Source organism: Streptomyces sp. NBC_00846, from assembly GCF_045207325.1.
In the GTDB taxonomy this organism is placed as follows: Bacteria; Actinomycetota; Actinomycetes; order Streptomycetales; family Streptomycetaceae; genus Streptomyces.
Genome location: NZ_CP108846.1, coordinates 1,709,281 through 1,726,821 on the forward strand (window position 1 = coordinate 1,709,281; position 17,541 = coordinate 1,726,821).

Here is a 17,541-nt window from a genome sequence, read left to right on the forward strand (position 1 = left end):
GAAATTCACCGCTCTCCGGACGGACGCTTCTTGACGCGCCGTCTCATCGTCTTCCATCTCACCCCGGGCCTACGCATGGCCAGGGCCGCCTTCGCGGCGGGATCCTCTCGCGCGAACGCGATCAGCAGCCCGACAGCGAACATGGTCGGCAGCAGGGCCGATCCTCCGTAGGAGAACAGCGGGAGCGGGACACCGGCGATCGGCAGCAGGCCGAGCACCGCACCGATGTTGATCACGGTCTGCACCATGATCCAGGTGGTCACACCTCCCGCGGCGTACCTCACGAAGGGGTCCTCCGTGCGTCCGGCCACGCGGATACCCGCATAGCCTAGAGCCGCGAAGAGGGCGAGTACCGACAGCGTCCCCGCCAACCCCAGTTCCTCCCCGGTGATGGCGAAGATGAAGTCCGTGTGCGGTTCGGGTAGTTGACCCCATTTTTCCACACTCGCGCCGATCCCGGAACCGAACCATCCGCCGGATGCCAGGGCGTAGATTCCGTGCACGGCCTGCCAGCAGGAGTCCCCGGGCCCGGGATCGCTGGCGCCGACGCAGGCGAGCCTGGACATCCGGTTCGGGCTGGTCTTGATCAGCACGAAGGCGATCACCCCGGCGAAACCGAGCACCCCGGCGAAGAGCCGGGTGGGGGCCCCTGCCAGCCAGAGCAGTCCGAACAGGATCGCCGTGAGAATGATCGCAGTGCCCATGTCGCCGCCGAGCATGATCAGCCCGAGGAGCAGGAAGGCGACCGGGACGAGCGGCACGAGCATGTGTTTCCACTGCGTCAGCAGCTGTTTGTCCTGTTTGCGGGCGAGCAGGTCCGCGCTCCACAGGACCAGGGCCAGCTTCGCGAACTCACTGGGCTGGAGCAGGAAGGGACCGCCCAGGGAGAGCCAGTTCTGGTTGCCGTTGATCGACATTCCGATCCCCGGCACCTGGACCAGCACCATCAGGAAGACGGTCCCCGCGAGCAGCGGGTAGGCGAACGCCCGGTGCAGTTTGGTGGGCATACGGGCGGCGATCGCCATCAGTCCGCCGCCGATCACGGCGGCGAAGAGCTGTTTACGGAAGAAGTAGGTGCCGGGTTTGTCCAGCTCCAGGGCCTTGATCATCGAGGCGGAGTAGACCATCACCAGGCCGAGCACGGTGATCAGCAGGCCGGCGCCCAGGATCAGGTAGTACGCGGTCAGAGGGCGGTCCCAGGTCCGGCGTGCCTGCTCGTACATCCGGCGCGCGCCGCCGCCGCGCGGGGCACGGGGGGTGCCGGTGGAACGCCCCGAGGAACGGGGCACGGAGGGGCGCCGGGAGCCGGTGACCGGCCGGACACGCAGGGCGGGGCCCAGCGGCGCCGGGACGGCCGCGCCGGCGAGGAGGGGCGGGGCGAACGCCCGGCTGATCGCCACGGTGGCCCGTGAGCGGTCCTCACGGGGTGCGGCGGAGCTCTCTTCGGCCGGCATTGTCGCTGTCCCCTCCACTGCTCGTGCCCGGGGCCGCAGCCGAGGGCCGCGGCCCGTGGCGCGGCCGCCCGCACCCGGTCGTCCGGGACGGTACGCTGCGGAGGCCGGGCCCGTCAGGCGCTCTCGGCGGCGAGTGCGCGGACCGCGTCCGCGAACGCCTCGCCCCGCTTGTTGTAATTGGCGAACATGTCCATCGAGGCGCAGGCCGGGGCCATCAGTACGGTGTCTCCCGGCCGGGCGAGCCGTGCCGCCTCACGGACCGCCTCGGACATCGCCCCAGTGTCGGTCCGGTCGAGGTCGACCACCGGGACTTCGGGGGCGTGTCGCGCGAGGGCTTCGCGGATCAGGGCCCGGTCCCGGCCGATCAGCACGACGCCCCGCAGCCGCCCGGCGGCCCCGGTCACCAGCTCGTCGAACGTGGCGCCCTTGGCGAGGCCGCCGGCGATCCAGACGATCGGATCGTAGGCCGCGAGTGATGCCTCGGCGGCATGGGTGTTGGTGGCCTTGGAGTCGTCGATGTACGCGACCTGGTCGATGTCCTCGACGCGCTCGATGCGGTGCGGGTCGGGGCGGAAGGCCCGCAGTCCGTCCCGTACGGCCGCGGGCTCGACACCGAAGGCGCGGGCCAGGGCCGCGGCCGCCAGGGCGTTGGCGATGTTGTGCGGGGCCGGCGGGTTGACGTCGGTGACCTCGGCGAGCTCCTGGGCCTGCTTCTGCCGGTTCGTCACGAAGGCGCGGTCGACGAGGATGCCGTCGACGACGCCCAGTTGGGACGGACCCGGTGTGCCCAGGGTGAAGCCGATGGCGCGGCAGCCCTCCTCGACATCGGCCGCGCGGACCAGGTCCTCGGTCGCCTTCTCGGCCGCGTTGTAGACGCAGGCGACGCGGTTGCCCTCGTAGATCCGGCCCTTGTCCGCGACGTACGCCTCCATGGAGCCGTGCCAGTCGAGGTGGTCGGGGGCCAGGTTGAGGACGGCCGCGGAGTGGGCGCGCAGCGAGGGCGCCCAGTGCAGCTGGTAGCTGGACAGTTCGACGGCGAGTACGTCGTACTCCTCGTCACCGAGGACGGCGTCGAGGAGGGAGACGCCGATGTTGCCGACCGCGGCGGTGCGCAGCCCGGCCGCCTCCAGGATGGCGGCGAGCATCCGTACGGTCGTGGTCTTGCCGTTGGTGCCGGTGACCGCGAGCCAGGGCGCCGGTTCCCTGCCGCCGTGGCCGCGCAGCCGCCAGGCGAGTTCGACGTCGCCCCAGACCGGGACGCCCGCCTCGGCGGCTGCGGTGAAGAGCGGTTTGTCGGGCTTCCAGCCCGGGGTGGTGACGATGAGCTCGGTGGACTCGGGCAGGGTCGCCCCGTCGCCGAGGCGCACGGTGATGCCCTGCGCCTCCAGCTCCGCGGCCTGCGTACGGGAACGCTCGTCGTCCCCGTCGTTGACCACCGTGACGACGGCGCCCAGGCCGTGCAGCACCGTGGCCGCCGGGATTCCGGAGACTCCGAGTCCCGCGACGGTGACGTGCTTGCCCTGCCAGTCCTGGTTGCTCACTTCTCGGCTGCCCATCCCGCGTAGAAGAGACCGAGTCCGACGATCACGCACATGCCCTGGATGATCCAGAAGCGGACCACGACAAGGACCTCGGACCACCCCTTGAGTTCGAAGTGGTGCTGGAGCGGCGCCATCCGGAAGACCCGCTTACCGGTCATCTTGAAGGAGCCGACCTGGATGACCACGGACATGGTGATCATCACGAAGAGTCCGCCGAGGACGGCCACCAGGAACTCCGTGCGGGAGCAGATGGCCAGACCCGCGAGGGCGCCGCCGAGGGCGAGCGAGCCGGTGTCGCCCATGAAGATCTTGGCGGGCGAGGTGTTCCACCACAGGAAGCCGAAGCAGGCGCCCATCAGCGCGGAGGCGACGACCGCCAGGTCGAGTGGATCTCGTACCTCGAAACAGGCGTTGGGGTTGGTCAGGGTCGTCGCGTTGGCGCAGGACTCCTGGAACTGCCACAGCCCGATAAAGGTGTACGCGCCGAAGACCATCACCGACGCGCCGGTGGCCAGGCCGTCCAGACCGTCCGTCAGGTTCACGCCGTTGGACATGGCGAGGATCATGAACAGCGCCCAGACGACGAACAGCACCGGGCCGATCGACCAGCCGAAGTCCGCGACGAACGACAGCTTGGTGGAGGCAGGGGTGTTGCCACGGGCGTCGGCGAACTGGAGCGAGAGCACCGCGAAGGCGATACCCACGATCAGCTGGCCCGCCATCTTCGCTTTGGCCCGCAGACCCAGCGAGCGCTGCTTGACGATCTTGATGTAGTCGTCGAGGAAGCCGACGAGACCCATGCCGGTCATCAGGAAGAGCACCAGCACACCGGAGAAGCGCATCTCCTCACCGGTGATCACCTTCGCCAGGACGTACGCGATGATCGTCGCCAGAATGAAGGCAATACCGCCCATGGTGGGCGTGCCCTTCTTGGACCCGTGGGTACGCGGGCCGTCGTCCCGGATGAACTGCCCGTATCCCTTGCGGGCCAGCAGTTTGATCAGCAGCGGAGTTCCGACCAGGGTCAGGAAGAGCCCGATGGCCCCCGCGAAGAGGATCTGCCTCATCGGCCGGCGACCTCGCCCTCGGACGTGTTCTCCAGCAGTGCCATGGCGACCTGCTCCAGGCCGACCGACCGGGACGCCTTCACCAGCACGACGTCTCCCGGGCGCAGTTCACTGCGCAACAGGTCGACGGCAGCCTGCGCGTCGGACACGTGCACCGACTCCTCACCCCACGAACCCTCGTTGTATGCGCCCAGTTGCAGCCAGGAGGCCTCTCTGCCCCCGACCGCGACGAGCTTGCTGACGTTGAGCCGGACAGCGAGCCGTCCGACCGCGTCGTGCTCGGCGAGCGAGGCGTCGCCGAGCTCGGCCATGGAGCCGAGCACCGCCCACGTACGCCGGCCCTTCCCCATGGCGGCCAGCGCGCGCAGCGCTGCCTTCATGGATTCGGGGTTCGCGTTGTAGGCGTCATTGACGAACGTCACGCCGTCCGGACGCTCGGTGACCTCCATGCGCCAGCGGGAGAGGGTGCCCGCCTCGGAGAGCCCTTCGGCGATCTCGTCTGCGGACAGGCCCAACTCATGGGCGACGGCGGCCGCGGCGAGCGCGTTCGACACGTGGTGCTCACCGTACAGGCGCATGGTCACGTCGCTGCACCCGGTGGGTGTGTGGAGCTTGAAAGCGGGACGGCCGTCGTCGGTGAGACGGACGTTCTCTCCCCGTACGTCCGCTTCCGCGGCTTCACCGAAGAGCAGCACCCGGGCTTTCGTACGGGAGGTCATGGCGCGCACGAGCGGATCGTCGGCGTTGAGCACGGCGAGGCCGTCCTGTGGCAGCGACTCGACCATCTCGCCCTTGGCCTTGGCGATTTGCTCGCGGCCGCCGAACTCGCCGATGTGGGCGGTACCGACGTTGAGGACGAGACCGATCCGGGGCGGGACGAGGCCGGTGAGGTAACAGATGTCGCCGACGTAGCGTGCGCCCATTTCGAGGACGAGGTGCTGGGTGTCCTCGGTGGCGCGCAGGGCGGTGAGCGGCAGCCCGATCTCGTTGTTGAGGTTGCCCGCCGGGTAGACCGTGGGCCCCTTGCGTTCGAGGAGCTGGGCGATGAGGTCCTTGGTGGAGGTCTTGCCCGCGGAGCCGGTGAGGGCGACGACGGTGGTGCCGAGGCGGCCCACGACGGCGCGGGCGAGCGCGCCGAGGGCGGCCACGACGTCATCGACGACGATCGCCGGAACACCGACGGGGCGGGCGGCCAGCACGGCTGCCGCGCCCGCCTCGACGGCGCGCTGCGCGTAGTCGTGGCCGTCGACCCGCTCCCCGGCGAAGGCGACGAACAGGCTGCCTTGCTTCACCTCTCGGGAGTCGATGACGACGGGACCGTTGACGGTTGCTGCCGGATCGGGTATGTCGTACGACTGCCCGCCGACGATTTCGGCGATCTCGGCGAGGGAAAGGGCGATCACTTGGTCATCCCTGACTGTTCTCGTGGGTGTGGGCGTGGGCGGTGTTGTCGGTACCGCTGTGCCCCAGGGAGCGTTCGATGGCCGCGCGCAGAACCACGCGGTCGTCGAAGGGGCGTACCACGCCGTGGATGTCCTGGCCCTGCTCGTGGCCCTTGCCGGCGATGAGCACGGTGTCACCGGGCTCGGCGCGGGCGACCACGGCGGCGATGGCGGCGGCCCGGTCGGCGTCGACCAGGACGTCGCCCCGCTCGTGGACGGGCACCTCGGCGGCGCCCGCGAGCATGGCGGCGAGGATTCCGAGGGGGTCCTCGGAACGGGGGTTGTCGGAGGTCAGTACGGCAGTGTCGGCGAGGCGGGCCGCCGCGGCGCCCATCGGGCCGCGTTTGGTGGTGTCGCGGTCGCCGCCGCAGCCGAGGACGATGTGCAGCCGGCCCTGGGTGACCTTCCGCAGGGAGCGCAGCACGGATTCGACGGCGTCGGTCTTGTGCGCGTAGTCGACGACCGCGAGGTACGGCTGTCCGGCGTCGACGCGTTCCAGCCGGCCGGGGACGCCCGGAACGGCGGCGACGCCGTCGGCGGCGGTCTGCGGGTCGAGGCCCGCGACGGCGAGGGTGACGATCGCGGCGAGGGTGTTGGCGACGTTGAACGGGCCGGGCAGCGGGGCCCTGGCGGCGATCCGCTCGTCCTTGGGGCCGACGACGGTGAAGGTGGAGCCCTGCGGCCCGACTTCGACGTCCTCGGCGCGCCAGTCGGCGTCCGGGTGGCCCTCGGCGGAGAAGGTGACGACGGGGACACTCGCCTGGGCGATCAGCCTGCGGCCGTACTCGTCGTCGAAGTTGACGACGCCCTGCCGGCTGCGCCGGGGGGTGAAGAGCTGTGCCTTGGCCTGGAAGTAGTCCTCCATCCCGGTGTGGAACTCCATGTGCTCCGGGCTGAGGTTGTTGAAGACCGCGACGTCGAAGACGCAGCCGTCGACCCGGCCGAGCACCAGGGCGTGGCTGGAGACCTCCATGGTCACCGAGTCGACCCCGCGTTCGCGCATGACGGCGAACAGGGCCTGCAGATCGGTGGCTTCGGGGGTGGTGCGCTCGGACTTGATGCGCTCGTCGCCGATCCGTGTCTCCACGGTGCCGATCAGCCCGGTGGCGCGCCCGGCGCCGCGGAAGCCGCCCTCGATGAGGTACGCGGTGGTGGTCTTCCCGGAGGTTCCGGTGATGCCGATCTGGAGAAGGTCACCGCCGGGCCGTCCGTAGATCTCGGCGGCGAGTTCGCCCATCCGGCCGCGCGGGTCCTCGGTGACCAGCACCGGCAGTCCGGTGGCGGCGGCGCGCTCGGCGCCCGCCGGGTCGGTGAGGACGGCGGCCGCGCCGAGGCCGGCCGCCTGGGCTGCGAAGTCGGCGCCGTGGAAGCGGGCACCCGGCAGGGCCGCGTACAGGTCGCCGGGGCGGATCGCCCGCGAGTCGTGGGTGATGCCGGTGACCTCGCCGGTTCCCGGCGGCTCGACTCCCAGCCGGGCTGCCAGATCGCCGAGGGGCGTCGGTCCGATCCGGTCCGGGCGGGGCGCTCCCGGGTAGTTCACAGGCGCGTCCTTCTGGGTGGTTTGGAACTGATCAGCGTGGGGCACGGCGGTGAGCGTACCGGGCGCACCCGGCCTCTCGCGAAGTGAGGGGGCGGCGTTCTGGCGGTTCCCGTTCCGGTTCCCGGGATCGGGAGTGATGGTTGTCACTGGTCGGTCTCCCCGTGTTCACTCGCCGGGCTGGAAGGACACCGGCAGCCGGGCTGGCTCGCTGCCGGACGGTGGGGTCTGGAGGGTCTTCAGCGCGAACTCCATGACCCGTTTGTAGATCGGTCCGCAGATCTGACCGCCGAAGTAGCTGCCCTTGGTGGGGTTCTGGATCGCGCAGTAGACGGTGATCTGCGGGTCGTCGGCGGGTGCGAAGCCCGCGAAGGACGCGGTGTAGCCGTGGTAGCCGCCGCGTACGGGGTCGACCCGGTTGGCGGTACCGGTCTTGCCCGCCACCCGGTAGCCCGGGATCTTGGCCTTCGTTCCGGTGCCCTCATCGTCTCCGACCACCGATTCCAGCATCGTGGCGAGCGTCTTGGCGGTCTTCTCGCTGACCACCCGGCTCCGTTCGGGAGCGGGGGCGGCCTTGAAGTGGCCGTCGGGGCCCTTGGTGCCGCGTACCAGCGTGGGTGCGATGCGCACCCCGCCGTTGGCGATCGTCGAGTAGATGGAGGCGGCCTGCATGGCGTTGAGCGAGAGGCCCTGGCCGAACGGGATCGTGTACTGCTGCGAAGTCGACCAGCCCTCGGGCTTGGCCAGGATGCCGGGGGTCTCGCCCGGGTAGCCGAGGCCGGTCGGCGAGCCGATCCCGAACTTGCGCAGGTAGGAGTAGAGGACCTTGTTGGCCTGGGGTTGGGTCCTGCCCAGTTCCCCGGTGGCCAGGATGGTGCCGATGTTGCTGGACTTGGCGAGTACGCCGTTGAGCGTCAGGTACCAGGTGGGGTGGTCGATGTCGTCCTTGAAGAGCCGGTCGCCGCGGTGCAGCAGGTTGGGGACGGTCACATGGGTGCCGGGGGTGGCGACGCCCTCCTCCAGCACTGCGGCCATGGACATGACCTTGCTGGTGGAGCCGGGCTCGTACGCGTCCTGGAGCGCCGCGTTGCCCAGCGACGCCGCGTCGGCCTGCGAGAGGTCGTTGGGGTCGAAGCCGGGCGCGTTGGCCATGGCGAGGACCTCGCCGGTCCTGGTGTTCTGCACGACCACGTAACCGCGGTCCGCCTTGGACTTCTTCACCTGGTCGGTGATGGCCTGCTGGGCGGCCCACTGGATGTCGCGGTCGATGGTCAGCTCGATGTCGGACCCGGCGACGGCCGGGACCTCCTTGGTGCCCGCGGTGGGCACCCGCCGGCCGCCGGACTGGGCGTACTTGATCTTGCCGTCCTCGCCCGCGAGCTCCTTGTCCAGCTGCGATTCGAGGCCGCCCGCGCCCTTGCCTTCGGCGTTGACATAACCGAGTATCCCGGCGGCGAGCCCTCCGTTGGGGTAGACCCGTTTGGTGGTCGCCACCTGGAAGACCCCGGCCAGCACGTTGGCTCCGGGACCGCCGGCCGCCTTGTCCTTCGCCGCCTTCCCGGCGAAGACGGACTTGAGGTCCCTGATCTGATTCCAGACCTGCGGGGTCTGCCGGCGGGCCAGGACCGTGTAACGGCCCTCCTTGGAAAGTTTCGCGGTGAGCTCGGCGGCGTCGGCGCCGAGGATCGGGGCGAGGAGCGCCGCCGCCTGCCGGGGCGCGTCGGGGGCCTTGCTGAATTCGGGCGTGAACATCGACGGGTCGGCGGTGATGTCGTACGCGTCGACGCTGGTGGCCAGCGCGATACCGCTGCGGTCGGTGATCTCGCCGCGCTCGGCGGAGATCGTGTAGCTGAGGTAGCGGTTCTCCTTGGCCTTGGCCGCGTACGCGTTGGCATCGACGGCCTGGACCTGGAGCAGCCGGACGACGAACACCAGCATGACGAGCGTCAGGGCGACGCCGACCAGGCGGAGCCGGGGGCGCGGGCTGCCGAGACGGAGTGGGCGCGCGGGCCGGTTGCGGGGCGCGCGGGCGCGTGGCGCCGGGGACGGCCGGCGGCGGGCGGCGGGCCGGGGGTGCCCCTGGCCGCCTACGGCGTTGCGGGGGCGCGCGGGGCCGGGGACCCGGCGGCGCGGTGGTTCCTTGGGAGACACTGCGTCACCTGCCGGGGCTCGTCGGAGGCTGGACTGCCGGGGTACGCGGCCCGGCATGCGGGACCGCGGAGGTGCTGGGCTTCACGGCGGCGCCCGAAGGGGTGGCCGAGGGAGAGGGCAAGTTCGAGGGCGAGCCGGTTGCCGGCGCCGGGGCGCCGGTGGACGGGACGGTCGCGGGGGGCTTCTCGGGGGTGCCGGGCTTCCGCGGCGGCGGCGCGGGGGCCGGCTCGGCGATGGACTGTGCGGGGACGCCGCGGACCTTGCCGTCCAGGTCCAGGAAGGCGGGGCTGCCCCCGGGCACCATGCCCAGTTCGCGGGCGCGCCGCTCCAGGGCGTCCGGCTCGGAGTAGCTGTCGACGTCACGCTGGAGGGCCTGCTGCTCGTCGGTGAGCTCGGTGGTCCGCTTCTTCAGCTCGCTCAGCCTGAACGATCCTTCGTTGAGGGCCGAGTTGAGCATGAGGAGCGTGATCAGGCCGCCACCGAGGAGCAGCACGACCAGCAGGACGAAGGGGGTACGGGCCGCATTGCTGGGCCCGGCGGGCATCAGCCGGGCAAGCCGCGCCGCCCGCCCCTTCAACTGCCCGGCCGCTTTGCTCACCGCGCCGCCCCGGGCGTCGCCGGTGTCCGCGTTCCCGGAGACCCGACGCTCATCGTTCCTCCTCGCGGATCCGCTGGGCGGCGCGCAGCCGGGCGGGAGCGGCACGCCGGTTCTCGGCGACCTCTTCCTCCGTGGGCAGCTCCGCGCCGCGGGTCAGCAGCTTCAGCCGGGGCTGATAGCGCTCGGGAACGACCGGCAGTCCGGGCGGCGCCGTGGTCGCTGCGCCTGCTGCGAAGACCTGCTTGACCAGCCGGTCCTCCAGCGAGTGGTACGAGAGGACGGCGATACGGCCGCCGACCGCGAGGCTCTGCACGGCGGCCGGAATCGCCCGTTCCAGGACGGCGAGCTCACCGTTGACCTCGATGCGCAGCGCCTGGAACGTGCGCTTGGCGGGGTTGCCGCCGGTGCGCTTGGCGGCCTGCGGCAGCGAGTCGCGGATCAGCTCGACAAGCCGGGCGCTGTTGCTGAACGGCTCCTTCTCGCGCTCGCGCACGATCGCGGAGACGATCCGCTTGGCCTGCTTCTCCTCGCCGTACGCCCGCAGGATCCGTACCAGTTCGCCCGGCGGATAGGTGTTGAGCACCTCGGCCGCGCTGATACCGGCCGTCTGGTCCATGCGCATGTCGAGGGGGGCGTCCTGGGCGTACGCGAATCCGCGCTCGGCCTCGTCCAGTTGCATGGAGGAGACGCCGAGGTCGAAGAGGATGCCCTGCACCTTCGGGATGCCGAGCCGGGCGAGCACCTCGGGCAGTTCGTCGTAGACCGCGTGCACCAGGGTGGCCCGGTCGCCGTACGGGGCGAGCCGCTCGCCGGAGAGCCGCAGCGCCTCCTTGTCGCGGTCCAGCGCGATGAGCCGCACGGAGGGGAAGGCGGAGAGCAGCGCCTCGCTGTGTCCACCGAGGCCCAGGGTGCAGTCGACGACCACGGGCTGCTGTGGGCCCGGCGCCTCCAGAGCCGGGGCCAACAGGTCCAGGCACCGCTGGAGCATCACCGGGACGTGTCGGGTCTGGCTCATGCGCCCTCTCAGGCTCAGGTCCCATGCTGTGGCACGTACGGCCTGGTCCCCGCCCGCTCAGAAGGGGAGGGCGGCCGGCGCCGGAGAAGAGGCGTCGGCCGACCGGCGAGCGGGAGAGGGCCGGACCGTACGTACGCCGCACACGGGGGAAATCTACGGAATGTGCAGGGTGTCGGTAACTTCCCGTCACTTTAGTCCACCCTGCCATTCGATGGATTCCCGATCAATCAACGGGGCAGCGCGTCGCCCCGCCCCCCTGTGCGCCCGGCCGAATGAACAAGGCGTGAGGCTTGTGGGTTACCTCACAACAAGCATCGATGACGTTCTTTGTCCCTTCTCACAGCGCGACGCGACCACCGCCGAGAGCTAACGTCATAACCATGTCGACTTCCGCACACTCCCCCGCCGGGCCTTCCGCGCCCTCTGCCGACCGGGCCCGCACCGGGGGCACGGTCACCGACCGCCTCGTCGAGGCGAATACCCGGTACGCCGCCGGATTCGAGGACCCGGGCATGGACGCCAAGCCGGTGCTCCGCGTCGCCGTGGTCGCCTGCATGGACGCCCGGCTCGACCTGCACGACGCTCTCGGCCTGTCGCTCGGCGACTGCCACACCATCCGTAACGCGGGCGGTGTGGTCACCGATGACGTGATCCGTTCGCTGACCATCAGCCAGCGGGCCCTGGGCACCCGCAGCGTCATACTCATTCATCACACGAACTGCGGCCTGGAATCGATCACGGAGGAATTCCGCCAGGAGCTGGAGGTCGAGGTCGGCCAGCGTCCGGTCTGGGCCGTCGAGGCGTACAAGGACGCGGACCAGGACGTACGGCAGTCGATGCAGCGCGTGCGCACCTCGCCGTTCCTGCTGCACACCGATGACGTCCGCGGCTTCGTCTTCGATGTGACCAGCGGCTTGCTGCGCGAGATCTTTCCCGCCTCCGCGTCCTGACCGCCGACCCGGACGGCGCCCATCGGGAGCCGATATACCCACCGAACTCGACATATCACCGCGACTTATCCACAGGCGAGTGACACGAAGCGGTAACGGCAACAAGAATGCGCATGTGGCATCTCGCCGGACGTTTCGCTTCCGGCGGAGTGTCCGTGTTTCGGGGTGGGCCGGGCCGCTGCGCGCGCGTCGGTCCGTGACTGGGGAATCCCCTGCTCCTGGTGAGCGTGGGGCAGGGCCGAGGAGGGCCGGGTGACGACCTATGACGATCGAGCGAGCCTCACAGATCTGACCACGACTGCGGAGCGGGTGCGCAGGTCGGTGGAGAGCGTGATCGAGGGCAAGCCCGAGGTCGTACGGCTTTCGCTGACCGTGCTGCTGGCGGAGGGGCATCTCCTCATCGAGGATGTCCCCGGCGTCGGCAAGACAATGCTGGCCAAAACGCTGGCGCGGTCGATCGACTGCTCGGTGCGGCGTATTCAGTTCACGCCGGACCTACTGCCCTCGGACATCACCGGTGTGTCCATCTTCGACCAGCAGCGGCGCGACTTCGAGTTCAAGCCGGGCGCGATCTTCGCCCAGATCGTGATCGGCGACGAGATCAACCGGGCCTCGCCGAAGACCCAGTCGGCGCTGCTGGAGTCGATGGAGGAGCGCCAGGTCACCATCGACGGGCACACGTACGAGCTGCCCGACCCGTTCATGGTGGTGGCCACCCAGAACCCGGTGGAGATGGAGGGCACCTATCCGCTGCCCGAGGCCCAGCGGGACCGGTTCATGGCGCGGGTGTCGATCGGCTATCCGAACGCGGAGGCCGAGCTGCGGATGCTCGATGTGCACGGCGGGATCTCGCCGCTCGACGATCTCCAGCCGGTGGCGCACGCCCACGACATCGTGAAGCTGATCGACGCGGTACGGACGGTCCATGTGGCCGATGCCGTGCGGCGGTACGCGGTGGAGCTCGTCGGGGCCACCCGTGGCCATCCCGATCTCAGACTCGGCGCCTCGCCGCGGGCCACCCTGCACCTGCTGCGCGCGGCGAAGGCCTCCGCGGCACTGAGCGGCCGGGACTACTGCCTGCCGGACGACGTGCAGGCGCTGGCGGTGCCGGTGCTCGCGCACCGGCTGCTGCCGACGGCCCAGGCCCAGCTGAACCGCCGTACGGCCGAGCAGGTCGTGCTGGAGATCCTCCAGCAGACACCGGTGCCGACGGCCGGTGACGGCGGCGGCGTCCCGCGGGTACAGCCCCAGCATCAGCCGGGCCGTCCGGTGTACGGCCGGCAGCAGCCCGGCGTACGGCAGGTGTGATGAGCCCCGGGGGGCCGGCCTCGTTGGACGACGGCGACGGCAAGGGCGCGCTGCGGGCCGCTCTGAGCGGACTGACCACGCGTGGGCGGTCCTTCCTCGCGGCCGGTGTCGCCGCGGCGGTCTGCGCCTATGTGCTGGGACAGGCGGATCTGCTGCGGGTCGGGCTGCTGCTCGCCGCGCTGCCACTGGTCTGTGTGGTGGTGCTCGTCCGCACCCGTTACCGGGTCACGGGCACCCGGCGGCTCTCGCCCTCCCGGGTGTCCTCGGGCACGGAGGCACGGGTTCATCTGCGGATGGAGAACGTGTCCCGGCTGCCGACCGGGCTGCTGATGCTGCAGGACCGGGTGCCTTACGTGCTCGGGCCGCGGCCCCGGTTCGTGCTGGACCGGGTGGAGGCGGGGGGGCGTCGCGAGGTGTCCTACCGGGTGCGGTCGGATTTGCGCGGGCGTTATCCGCTGGGGCCGCTGCAGTTGCGGCTGAGCGATCCGTTCGGGATGTGTGAGCTGACGCGTTCGTTCAGCGCGTACGACACCCTCGTCGTCATTCCGCGGACCGAGCCGCTGCCGCCCGTACGGCTGGCGGGCGAGGCCTCGGGGTACGGCGAGGGGCGGCAGCGTTCGCTGGCGCTGGCCGGTGACGACGACGTGATTCCGCGCGGTTACCGGCACGGCGACGATCTGCGCCGGGTCCACTGGCGCTCCACCGCGCGGTACGGCGAGTTGATGGTGCGCCGCGAGGAGCAGCCGCAGCGGGCCAGATGCACGGTGCTGCTGGACACCCGGCGGATCGCCTATCAGGGGTCGGGGCCCGACTCCGCCTTCGAGTGGGCGGTGTCGGGGGCCGCGTCCACGCTGGTGCACATGCTGGAGCGCGGCTTCACGGTCCGGCTGCTGACCGACGACGGGAACGCGGTGCCGGGCGAGGGTGAGGGCGGCTTCGCCGGATCGACGCAGGAGTCCGCCGACTCCGCAGGGCTGATGATGGACACCCTGGCGGTGGTCGACCACTCCGAGGGGGGCGGTCTGTCGCGCGCGTACGACGTACTGCGTGGCGGCAACGAGGGGCTGCTGATCGCGTTCTTCGGCGATCTGGACGAGGAGCAGGCGGCGGTGGCGGCCCGGATGCGGCAGCGCAGTGGCGGCGCCGTCGCGTTCGTACTGGACAGCACTGCCTGGGGACTTGACGACGTCCCGTCCGCAGGGGCGGACGCGGCGTTCGAGCGGCGGCTTCGGCTGCTGCGCGAATCGGGCTGGACGGCGGTGGCCGTGGCGCCCGGGACCGGTCTCGCCCGTTATTGGCAGCAGGCGGCGGGACACCCGGGTGGAACAACGCGGTCGGCTGCCGTCGGCGGCACCACAGGTGGCACGACAGGTTTCTCCGGGGGATGGTCATGAGTGGTCGCGGTCGGCTGACGCTGTGCGCCTTCGCGGCGACGCTCATGGCGGCGGGCTCGATGCTGCCGCTGGTCGAGCCGGCCGGGTGGATCCTGCAGGCCGCGTTCCTGCTGGCGGTCCAGAGCGGGATGGGCATGCTCGCCCGCCGGGCGCCGATGCCCCGGCTACTGGTCGTCGTGGCGCAGGCGCTGGTCACTCTCGTCCTGCTGACGGTCGTCTTCGCCAGGGGGCAGGCTCTGGTCGGGGTCCTGCCGGGCCCGGAGGCCATCCAGCGGCTCGCTGATCTGCTGATGTCGGGTGCCGACGATGTTGTAAGGTACGCCGCTCCGGCGCCCGCGACGGACGGCATTCGGCTGATGCTGATCGGCGGTGTCCTGCTGGTCGGCCTGATCGTGGACGCCCTCGCTGTGACGTTCCGCAGCGCGGCCCCGGCCGGTCTGCCGCTCCTCGCGCTGTACTCGGTCGCCGCGGGGCTGTCCGAGGGCGGAGCGGCCTGGCTCTGGTTCCTGCTCGCGGCCGGCGGCTATCTGCTGCTTCTGCTGGCCGAGGGCCGGGACCGGCTCTCCCAGTGGGGGCGGGTCTTCAGCGGCGCGGCCGGATCCCGGGGCGGTGCGAAGGCCGGTGCGGCGTTCTCCGCCGACCGTCCGACGGCACCGGTCCGCACCGGCCGCCGCATCGGCGCGCTGGCGCTGGGAATTTCGCTGTTCGTACCGGCGGCACTGCCCGCGCTCGACAGCGGCCTGCTGGCCGGTACGGGGGGCGGGGACGGCAAGGGCAGCAGCGCCGGGGGCACCATCTCGGCGGTGAACCCGCTGGTCTCGCTGCAGAACAACCTGAACCAGCCGGAGAACCGGGAGGTGATGTCCTACCGCACCAATTCCACCGACCTGCAGGGCTTCTACCTGCGGATCCTGGCCCTGGACCAGTTCACCGGGAACGAGTGGCGGCCCTCCACGCGCCGCCTGGAGGGTGTGCCGAAGCGGCTCCCGGCCCCGGAAGGTCTCGGGCCGGACGTCATGTCCACGGAGATCATCACTAACATCTCCGCGTCGAGCTCCTACCAGCAGACCTATCTGCCGCTCCCCTACCCCGCGACCGAGGTCAGGATCGGCGGACGCTGGCGGTACGAGCCGATGGGACGGACCCTCGTCGGTGACGGCGGGGAGACGACCGGCGGTGCGCAATACCAGGTCTCCAGTCTGGTGGTCCAGCCGACCGCCGATCAGCTGGCCGTGGCGGGTCCCGCGCCGGTCGCTCTGCAGCGCGAGTACACCCGTCTGCCCGACTCCCTGCCGAAGGTGGTCGGGCAGACCGCGGACCGGGTGACGAAGGGCGCCAGCAACGATTACGAGCGGGCGGTGAAGCTGCAGGACTTCTTCGCCTCGGACGGTGGCTTCAGTTACGACACCTCGGTGAACTCGGGCACCGGGAACGCGGCGATCGGCCGGTTCCTGAAGGAGAAGCGGGGCTTCTGCGTCCACTTCTCGTTCACGATGGCCGCGATGGCGCGCACGCTGGGCATTCCCGCCCGGGTCGCGGTGGGCTTCACTCCCGGCACCACTCAGTCGAACGGTTCGATGTCGGTGGGACTGCGCGATGCGCATGCCTGGCCGGAGCTGTACTTCGAGGGTGTCGGGTGGACCCGTTTCGAGCCGACCCCGACGCGGGGCACCGCCCCGTCCTACACCCAGCCGGACGCCCCGTCGGGCGGCACGTCCGACCCGGCCCGGCCGGAGAAGGGCGCCTCGGCCGCTCCGACGGTCGCACCGTCCGTCGTGGAAAGCTGCCCGGTCCAGCTGCGCAAACAGGGCGAGTGCGGCAGCTCGGCGGCGCCGGGAGTGGTGGCCCCGACAGATTCCGGGACGCCCACGGGCACCGTCCTCGGCGTGGTGCTGGGCGCGTTGGTGATCCTGGTGCTGCCGTTGCTGCCGATGCTCTGGCGATTTCGGGCCCGCAAGCACAGGCTGAGATTCTCCGCGGGGCGTACACCGGCGGACGCGACGGCGAGAACGCTGGCGGCCTGGCGGGAGATCATCGACACGGCGTGGGATCACGGCATCGAGCCGGACGATTCCCGGACCCCCCGCACGACGGCGGCCAGGGTGGTGCGGCTGGGGCAACTCGAACCCGACGGGGCCGCCGCTGTCCACCGGGTGGCGGGGGCGGTGGAGCAGGTGCTCTACGCCCCGGAACCCCGGTCTGGTACCGGGCTCGCCGAGGACGTGGAGGCGGTACGGGTGGGTCTGCGGGCGTCGTCCGGCCGGTTCGCCAGGGCCCGCGCGATCGTGGCACCGCGCTCGGCCGTTCGGGTGATCTGGGCGGCGTCGGACCGCTGGGCCGCGTTCACCGGCACGTGGGCGGCGCGGTGGGGCCGGGACCGGTGGACGGGGTGGCTGCGGCGACCGTCCCGCCAGCAGGGGTGAGCGGGCGGGACGTGAGCGGGCCAGACCTGAGCGGGATGCCCGCAAGCATGGTGCGCTCCGGCTACGGCGCGGTCGTCCGGGCGGTCCGGCCCGGGCACGCGTGAGGGGCGGCCGTGTAAACGCGGCCGCCCCTCACCCGAAGACTGTCCGGGGGCCTATTGGCCCTGCTCGTCACGGCGGCGCTGCCACCGCTGCTCGATCCGGTTCATCACGGTCCGGCGCTGCCTGGGCCGACGGCTGTCACCGCCGCCTCCGGCTGCCGGCCGTTCGCCCGGTTTGGGCGCCTTGCGCCAACCAGTGACCGCAAGGACCGCACAGCCGAGCATGACGAGGAACCCCACCACGCTGATCCAGATCTGCTGGGCGACCATTCCGGCCATGAGGAGCGCGATACCCACCAGGAAGCCTGCGACCGCCTGGTAGACCCGTCGCCGGGTGTACGTACGCAGCCCGCTTCCCTCGAGCGCTGTCGCGAACTTGGGATCTTCGGCGTACAGCGCTCGCTCCATTTGCTCGAGCATTCGCTGCTCGTGCTCCGAGAGCGGCACGGAGTCCTCCTCGTCGTCGGCCGCGGGGGGCGGCCGGTATGCGGCCCTTCCAGGATAGGCAGGGATTCGCCCCCGTGAAACCCGCCCTCTTTGCCAATCAGCCAGTCCGGGCC

The 17,541-nt window shown here is 70.9% G+C and carries 13 protein-coding genes; 4 read left to right on the forward strand and 9 right to left on the reverse strand.

Annotated features, from left to right (window positions below; genetic code table 11):
* Positions 1–5: 5 nt before the first annotated feature.
* The 8 genes from ftsW to rsmH form a co-directional block, all read right to left on the reverse strand.
* Positions 6–1,454, reverse strand: a complete 1,449-nt coding sequence (gene ftsW, locus OG936_RS07920) for a putative lipid II flippase FtsW (protein ID WP_406493477.1) — start codon at positions 1,452–1,454, stop codon at positions 6–8.
* A 113-nt stretch (positions 1,455–1,567) separates the two neighbouring features.
* Positions 1,568–2,995, reverse strand: coding sequence for a UDP-N-acetylmuramoyl-L-alanine--D-glutamate ligase (gene murD, locus OG936_RS07925; protein ID WP_406500356.1), 1,428 nt, complete (start codon positions 2,993–2,995; stop codon positions 1,568–1,570).
* The gene (mraY, locus tag OG936_RS07930; RefSeq protein ID WP_406493478.1) at positions 2,992–4,062 is read right to left on the reverse strand and encodes a phospho-N-acetylmuramoyl-pentapeptide-transferase; all 1,071 of its coding nucleotides are present in this window, start codon (positions 4,060–4,062) and stop codon (positions 2,992–2,994) included. The genes murD and mraY overlap by 4 nt, the downstream gene beginning before the upstream one ends.
* Positions 4,059–5,465, reverse strand: a complete 1,407-nt coding sequence (gene murF, locus OG936_RS07935) for a UDP-N-acetylmuramoyl-tripeptide--D-alanyl-D-alanine ligase (protein WP_406493480.1) — start codon at positions 5,463–5,465, stop codon at positions 4,059–4,061. The genes mraY and murF overlap by 4 nt, the downstream gene beginning before the upstream one ends.
* Positions 5,466–5,469: 4 nt before the next feature.
* Positions 5,470–7,191 (reverse strand): UDP-N-acetylmuramoyl-L-alanyl-D-glutamate--2,6-diaminopimelate ligase, encoded by a 1,722-nt coding sequence (locus tag OG936_RS07940; protein WP_406493481.1) that lies wholly within the window; start codon positions 7,189–7,191, stop codon positions 5,470–5,472.
* A gap of 18 nt (positions 7,192–7,209) precedes the next feature.
* A complete protein-coding gene (locus OG936_RS07945; RefSeq protein ID WP_406493483.1) occupies positions 7,210–9,192 on the reverse strand; it encodes a penicillin-binding transpeptidase domain-containing protein in 1,983 nt (660 codons plus the stop codon).
* 4 nt (positions 9,193–9,196) lie between these two features.
* Positions 9,197–9,790: a septum formation initiator gene (locus OG936_RS07950; protein WP_406493485.1), complete on the reverse strand. Its 594-nt coding sequence runs from the start codon at positions 9,788–9,790 to the stop codon at positions 9,197–9,199.
* A 49-nt stretch (positions 9,791–9,839) separates the two neighbouring features.
* Entirely contained in the window at positions 9,840–10,805 is a 966-nt protein-coding gene (rsmH, locus tag OG936_RS07955) for a 16S rRNA (cytosine(1402)-N(4))-methyltransferase RsmH (protein WP_406493487.1), read from the reverse strand.
* Between the two features lie 380 nt (positions 10,806–11,185).
* On the opposite strand from rsmH, the gene OG936_RS07960 reads away from it, so the two are divergent.
* The 4 genes from OG936_RS07960 to OG936_RS07975 all read left to right on the forward strand — a co-directional run bounded on the left by OG936_RS07960 (position 11,186) and on the right by OG936_RS07975 (position 16,880).
* Positions 11,186–11,755, forward strand: a complete 570-nt coding sequence (locus tag OG936_RS07960; protein WP_406493489.1) for a beta-class carbonic anhydrase — start codon at positions 11,186–11,188, stop codon at positions 11,753–11,755.
* Between the two features lie 252 nt (positions 11,756–12,007).
* Positions 12,008–13,063, forward strand: coding sequence for an AAA family ATPase (locus OG936_RS07965; protein WP_383750226.1), 1,056 nt, complete (start codon positions 12,008–12,010; stop codon positions 13,061–13,063).
* Complete coding sequence (locus tag OG936_RS07970; RefSeq protein WP_406493491.1) at positions 13,063–14,457, forward strand: DUF58 domain-containing protein; 1,395 nt, start codon at positions 13,063–13,065, stop codon at positions 14,455–14,457. Before OG936_RS07965 ends, OG936_RS07970 begins: the two co-directional genes overlap by 1 nt.
* Entirely contained in the window at positions 14,454–16,880 is a 2,427-nt protein-coding gene (locus OG936_RS07975; protein WP_406493492.1) for a DUF3488 and DUF4129 domain-containing transglutaminase family protein, read from the forward strand. Before OG936_RS07970 ends, OG936_RS07975 begins: the two co-directional genes overlap by 4 nt.
* Positions 16,881–17,035: 155 nt before the next feature.
* Here OG936_RS07975 and OG936_RS07980 read toward each other — a convergent pair whose 3' ends face one another.
* Complete coding sequence (locus OG936_RS07980; RefSeq protein WP_406493494.1) at positions 17,036–17,428, reverse strand: DUF3040 domain-containing protein; 393 nt, start codon at positions 17,426–17,428, stop codon at positions 17,036–17,038.
* Between the last annotated feature and the right edge of the window lie 113 nt (positions 17,429–17,541).

What these genes read in the sequence shown, in the direction of transcription:
- mraY (WP_406493478.1), bottom strand. Translation starts at nt 4,062, where the DNA reads ATGAGGCAGATCCTCTTCGCGGGGGCCATCGGGCTCTTCCTGACCCTG.
- rsmH (WP_406493487.1), bottom strand. Translation starts at nt 10,805, where the DNA reads ATGAGCCAGACCCGACACGTCCCGGTGATGCTCCAGCGGTGCCTGGAC.
- OG936_RS07960 (WP_406493489.1), top strand. Translation starts at nt 11,186, where the DNA reads ATGTCGACTTCCGCACACTCCCCCGCCGGGCCTTCCGCGCCCTCTGCC.
- OG936_RS07970 (WP_406493491.1), top strand. Translation starts at nt 13,063, where the DNA reads ATGAGCCCCGGGGGGCCGGCCTCGTTGGACGACGGCGACGGCAAGGGC.
- ftsW (WP_406493477.1), bottom strand. Translation starts at nt 1,454, where the DNA reads ATGCCGGCCGAAGAGAGCTCCGCCGCACCCCGTGAGGACCGCTCACGG.
- OG936_RS07975 (WP_406493492.1), top strand. Translation starts at nt 14,454, where the DNA reads ATGAGTGGTCGCGGTCGGCTGACGCTGTGCGCCTTCGCGGCGACGCTC.